The 6,235-nt window shown below is 69.9% G+C and carries 3 protein-coding genes and 1 pseudogene; all 4 read right to left on the reverse strand.

Features of this window, described 5'->3' with window-relative positions:
• Positions 1 to 272: pseudogene (locus tag Q0W90_RS22255) on the reverse strand (PaaI family thioesterase); the annotation flags it as partial.
• Complete coding sequence (locus Q0W90_RS22260) at positions 269 to 3,253, reverse strand: bifunctional [glutamine synthetase] adenylyltransferase/[glutamine synthetase]-adenylyl-L-tyrosine phosphorylase (protein WP_297596616.1); 2,985 nt, start codon at positions 3,251 to 3,253, stop codon at positions 269 to 271. The pseudogene Q0W90_RS22255 and the gene Q0W90_RS22260, both read right to left, overlap by 4 nt.
• 61 nt (positions 3,254 to 3,314) lie before the next feature.
• Positions 3,315 to 4,655 carry a type I glutamate--ammonia ligase gene (gene glnA / locus Q0W90_RS22265; RefSeq protein WP_297596619.1) on the reverse strand — a complete coding sequence of 447 codons (1,341 nt, stop codon included), beginning with the start codon at positions 4,653 to 4,655 and terminating at the stop codon, positions 3,315 to 3,317.
• A gap of 83 nt (positions 4,656 to 4,738) precedes the next feature.
• A complete protein-coding gene (locus Q0W90_RS22270) occupies positions 4,739 to 6,220 on the reverse strand; it encodes an alpha/beta hydrolase (protein WP_297776668.1) in 1,482 nt (493 codons plus the stop codon).
• Between the last annotated feature and the right edge of the window lie 15 nt (positions 6,221 to 6,235).

The raw sequence follows: 6,235 nt of genomic DNA on the forward strand, positions 1-6,235 counted from the left end.
CCGATCGCGGCGTTGCCCAACGGCAGCGGGCGGCCGTTGACGCGGTAGCTCACCCCGATCGGGCGGGTCCGTTGCCGCAACGACGCGGTGACGGCCTCGATCGCCGATCGCGCTTCGGCGACGACGTCGTCGTCGGCCTCGGTCCGGATGGTCGCGTCGACGAGCTCCCGGACCGCATCGGCCAACGGGGCATAGAGCGCGGTCACGCGATCGGCTTCCGTCGCGCTGAGCACCTCGAATATGGCGTCCAACGCGCCGGCCTCCTGACTCAACTTCCAAACACCTTGCGCACGATGGCTTTTGCGCGTCGCGTCACCCGCAAATAGTTGTCCAAGAACTCGCCGCCCTCATCGGTCGGCCAGCCCGCGGCCACCGCGACCGCGTTCAGCTGGCGTCCGGGACCCGGCAGCTGGTCGGTGGGCTTACCGCGGACCAGCACCAGCGCGTTGCGGGCCCGGGTCGCGGTCAGCCAAGCCTGCCGCAGCAAATCCACCTCGTCCGCTGGGACCAGCTCGGCCGCGGCGATCGCATCCAGGCATTCCAGCGTCGACGTGGTGTGCAGGGCGGGGATCTCGTGTGCGTGCCGCAGCTGCAGCAGCTGCACGGTCCATTCGATGTCGGCCAGTCCGCCGCGGCCCAGCTTGGTGTGCGTGTTGGGGTCGGCGCCGCGGGGCAACCGCTCGGACTCCACGCGGGCTTTGATACGGCGGATCTCGCGCATCGCGTCCGACGACATCCCGCCGGGTGGATACCGCGTCTTGTCGGCCATCAGCAGGAACCGCTGCCCCAGCTCCGCGTCCCCGGCGACCGCGTGCGCGCGCAACAGCGCCTGGACCTCCCACGGCTGCGCCCACTGCTCGTAGTAGGCGGCGTAGGAAGCCAGGGTGCGCACCAGCGGGCCGTTGCGGCCCTCGGGCCGCAGGTTGGCGTCGACCTCCAGCGGCGGGTCGACGCTGGAGGTCCCCAGCAGTGTCCGGACCTGCTCGGCGATCGTCGTCGCCCAGCGAACGGCCACGGAATCCTCGACACCGGGCACCGGCTCGCAGACGAACATCACGTCGGCGTCGGATCCATAGCCGAGTTCGGCGCCGCCCAGCCTGCCCATGCCGATGACGGCGAGCACCGCCGGCGCCTGCCCGTCCCCGGGAAGGTTGGCCCGCATCATCGCGTCCAGCGCGGCCTGCAGCACCGCCACCCACACCGAGGTCAGCGCCTTGCACACGTCGACGACCTCGAGCATGCCGAGCAGGTCCGCCGACGCCACCCGGGCCAGCTCGCGACGCCTCAGGGTGCGCGCCCCGGCGATCGCCCGCACCGGGTCGGAGTAGCGCGCGGCAGAGGCGACCAGCGCGCGGGCCACCGCGGCGGGGTCAGCCTCCAGCAGTCGCGGGGCGGTCGGCCCGTCGCCGTAATCCTGGATGACCCGGGGTGCGCGCATCAGCAGGTCCGGCACGTACGCCGAGGTGCCCAGCACGTGCATGAGCCGGCGGGCCACGGCGGGCTGGTCGCGCAGCGTGGCCAGATACCAGCTTTCCCCGGACAGCGCCTCGGACAGTCGCCGGTAGGCCAACAGCCCGGCGTCGGGGTCGGGCGTGTACGACATCCAGTTCAGCAGCCTGGGCAGCAGCACCGACTGCACCCGGCCACGCCGGCCGCTCGAATTGACCAGCGCCGACATGTGCTTCAGCGCGGTCTGCGGGCCCTCGTACCCGAGGGCGGCCAGCTGACGCTCGGCGGCCTCGGAGGTCATGCCGTGCGCGATCTCCAGGCCGGCGGGGCCGATCGACTCCAGCAGCGGCTGGTAGAAGAGCTTGGCGTGCAGCTGCGATACCCGCAGGTTCTGGTGCCGCAGCTCCTCGCGCAGCACCCCGGCCGCATCGTGGCGACCGTCGGGCCGGATGTGGGCGGCCCGCGCCAGCCAGCGCACCGCCTCCTCGTCGTCGGGTTCGGGCAGCAGATGGGTGCGCTTGAGCCGCTGCAGCTGCAACCGGTGCTCGAGTAGGCGGAGAAACTCGTAGGAGGCGGTGAGGTTCGCCGCGTCCTCTCGTCCGATGTAGCCGCCCTGGCCCAGCGCGGCCAGCGCGGCCACCGTCGACGCCACGTGCAGCGACTCGTCGCCGCGCCCGTGCACCAACTGCAGGAGCTGCACGGCGAATTCGACGTCGCGCAGGCCGCCGCTGCCGAGCTTGATCTCGCGGCCGCGGACCTCGGCGGGTACCAGTTGCTCGACGCGCCGCCGCATCGCCTGCACCTCGACCACGAAGTCCTCACGCTCGCAGGCGACCCAGACCATCGGCATCAGCGCGGCCAGATACCGCGCCCCGAGCTCGGCGTCGCCCACCGCCGCGCGCGCTTTCAGCAGGGCCTGGAACTCCCAGGTTTTCGCCCACCGCTGGTAGTAGGCGACGTGCGATTCGACGGTGCGAACCAGCTCGCCGCTGCGGCCTTCCGGTCGCAGCCCGGCATCGACCTGAAAGAACGCCTCGGAGGCCAGCCGCATCATCTCGCCGGCCACCCGGATGGTGAGAGCGTCGGCCTGCTCGGCGACGAAGATGACGTCGACGTCGCTGACGTAGTTCAGTTCGCGGGCACCGCATTTGCCCATCGCGATGACCGCCAGCCGCGGCGGAGTTTTGTCGCCGCACACGCTGCTCTCGGCCACCCGCAACGCGGCGGCGAGCGCGGCGTCCGCCAGGTCCGACAGGTGGGCCGCCACCACGGTGAACGGGACCACCGGTTCGTCCTCGACGGTGGCGGCCAGGTCGAGGCCGGCCAGCACCAGCAGTTGATCGCGATACATGGTGCGCAAGCGCACCATCGCGGAGCCGGGATCCGCCAACGCCTCGTCGACGCACCCGGTGAACTTCGTGTACAGCTGCTCGTGGGTGGGCAGAATGACGTTGCCGCGCAAGAGTTTCCAGGACCGCGGCTGGGCGATCAGGTGGTCCCCGAGGGCCAGCGACGATCCGAGTACGCCGAACAGCCGGCCGCGCAGGGGACGTTCGGTGAGCAGGGCGGCGTTGAGCTCCTTCCACCCGGCGTCCGGGTTCTCCGCCAGCCGAACCAGGGCGAGCAGGGCGGCGTCGGGGTCCGCCGCACGCGACAGCGACCACAGCAGGTCGACGTGGGCCTGGTCGTCACGGTCGTGCCAGCCCAGCTGCGCTATGCGTTCGGCCGCTTGCGGATCGACCAACCCGAGCCGGCCGACGCTGGGCAGCCGGGGGCGCTGCGTCGCGGGTTTGGTCACGATCACGACCGTAGCGCAACCGGCCGATCTTCAGTCACGGGCGGCGCATCCCGAAACGGGAAGTGCGCTACAGGGACAGATATGTGCTGAGTTCGTACGGGGTGACGTGGCTGCGGTAGTTCGCCCACTCGGTGCGCTTGTTGCGTAGGAAGAAGTCAAAGACGTGCTCCCCCAAGGTTTCCGCGACCAGTTCGGAGGACTCCATGGCGCGCAGTGCACTGTCCAGGCTCGTCGGCAGCTCGCGGTATCCCATCGCGATGCGTTCTTCGGCGGTCAGGTCCCACACGTTGTCCTCGGCCTGCGGCCCCAACACATAACCCTTCTCCACCCCGCGCAGTCCGGCGGCCAGCAGCACGGCAAAGGTCAGGTACGGGTTGCAGGCCGAGTCGGGGCTGCGGACCTCGACGCGCCGCGACGACGTCTTGTGCGGGGTGTACATGGGCACCCGCACCAGCGCGGAGCGGTTGGCGGCCCCCCACGACGCGGCGGTGGGCGCCTCGCCGCCGCCCACCAGCCGCTTGTAGGAGTTGACCCATTGGTTGGTGACCGCGCTGATCTCCGAGGCGTGCTCGAGGATCCCGGCGATGAAGGACTTGCCGATATCGGAGAGCTGCAGCGGGTCGTCGGGGCTGTGGAACGCGTTGACGTCGCCCTCGAACAGGCTCATGTGGGTGTGCATCGCGGAGCCGGGATGCTGCCCGAACGGCTTGGGCATGAAGCTCGCGCGGGCGCCGTTGTCGATGGCGACTTCCTTGATGACGTAGCGGAACGTCATCACGTTGTCGGCCATCGACAGGGCGTCGGCGAAGCGCAGGTCGATCTCCTGCTGGCCGGGCGCGCCCTCGTGGTGGCTGAACTCCACCGAGATGCCCATGAATTCCAGGGCTTCGATCGCGTGGCGGCGGAAGTTGGAGGCGGAGTCGTGGATCGCCTGGTCGAAGTAGCCGGCGTTGTCCACGGGAACGGGCGGGGTCCCGTCGTCGGCGCCGGGCTTGAGCAGGAAGAATTCGATCTCGGGGTGCACGTAGCAGGAGAAACCCAGGTCGTTGGCCTTCTGCAGTTGGCGACGCAACACATGGCGCGGGTCCGCCCACGACGGCGATCCGTCCGGCATGGTGATGTCGCAGAACATCCGCGCCGAGTGGTGGTGTCCGCTGGGTGAGGCCCACGGCAGCACCTGGAAGGTGGACGGGTCGGGGTTGGCGACGGTGTCGGATTCCGAGACCCGCGAGAAGCCTTCGATCGAGGACCCATCGAAGCCGATGCCCTCCTCGAAGGCGCCTTCGAGCTCGGCCGGGGCGATGGCGACCGACTTGAGGAACCCGAGCACATCGGTGAACCACAGCCGAACGAAGCGGATGTCTCGTTCCTCGAGCGTGCGCAGCACGAATTCCTTCTGGCGATCCATAACTCGAACAGTATGCAACGGCTGTTAATTCTGTGTTACCGATGCCCGCTCAGAACCATTGCGATGGTTGCGCGCGGGGCTGGTCAGGACCGGCAGTTCAAAGCCACCGGCGGCGTGCCCGCGACGAGGTAACGCACCACGGCGTTGTCCACGCATTGGTCGCCGTTGAACACCGCGGTGTGCTGTGTCCCGTCGTAGGTGATCAGCGGCCCGCCCAGCTGGTGGGCCAAGTTGACCCCGGCCTGGTAGGGGGTGGCCGGGTCGTGCGTGGTGGAGACGACGACGACCTTGCCCGGCGCCATGGGCGGCGCGGCGTGGGGCGCCGACGTCGCGGGCACCGGCCACAGGGCGCACAAATCCCGGGGAGCGTTTCCGGTGAAGGGGCCATAGTTGAGGAACGGCGCGGCCTGCCGGATCCGCTGATCGGCGGTCACCCAACTGGCCTGGTCCGTGGGGTTGGGCGCGTCGACGCACCGGATCGCGTTGAACGCGTCCTGGTCGTTGGAGTAGCGCCCGTTGCGGTCTCGTCCTTGATAGTCGTCGGCGAGCGCCAGCAGGTCACCCGCGTCGGTGCCGCGCGCCAGGCCGAGCAGTCCGCTGGTCAGGTATTTCCAGTGCGCCGGCGTGTAGAGCGCGTTGATGGTGCCGGTGGTCGCATCGGCGTAGCTCAACCCGCGTGGATCCGCGGTGCGGCCCGGCTGGTGGACCAGCGGGTCGACCAGGGCGTGGTAGCGGGCGACGAACTGGGTCGGGTCGGTGCCCAGCGGGCAGCCCGCCGAGCGGGCGCAGTCGGTGGCGTAGTCGTTGAAAGCGGTTTGGAATCCCGCCATTTGGTTGACGTTCTCGTCGATGGGACCGACGGTCGGGTCGATGGCGCCGTCGAGCACCATCGCCCGCACGTGGTTGCCGAACTTCTCTAGGTAGGCGGTGCCCAGCTCGGTGCCGTAGCTGTAGCCGAGGTAGTTGATCTGATCGTCGCCCAGCGCCTGGCGCACCGCGTCCATGTCACGCGCGACGGATGCGGTGCCGGCGTTGGCCAAAAACGCGGTGCCCATCCGGTTGACGCATTGCTGGGCCAGCTGCCGGTAGAGCTGCTCGATGTGCGCGACGCCGGCCGGGCTGTAGTCGACCATCGGTTCTCGCCGGTACGCGTCGAACTCGGCGTCGGTGCGGCAGCGCAGCGCAGGGGTGGAGTGGCCGACGCCTCGGGGATCGAAGCCGACGAGGTCGAGGTTGCGTCGGATCGGTGAGCTCTCCAGGTCTGGCGCCATCGCGGCCACCATGTCGACCGCCGAGCCGCCGGGGCCACCCGGATTGACCAGCAGCGATCCCATCCGTTGACCGGTGGCGGGCACGCGGATCACCGCCAGTTTGGCCTGAGCGCCGCCGGGGTTGTTGTAGTCGATCGGGACGGACACGGTGGTGCACCGCGCGGCGGGGATATCGCTTGTGTCCGTGACGAATTGGCCGCAGCCCCCCCAGCCCTGCGGCACCGCGGCCGCCGGCGGATTCGGGGCCGGCGTCTGCCCGGCACCGGGTTCGGGGGTGGCGCCGGCGACCGCCAGCGGGGCGACGGAGGA

Source organism: Mycobacterium sp., from assembly GCF_025933915.1.
GTDB lineage: Bacteria > Actinomycetota > Actinomycetes > Mycobacteriales > Mycobacteriaceae > Mycobacterium.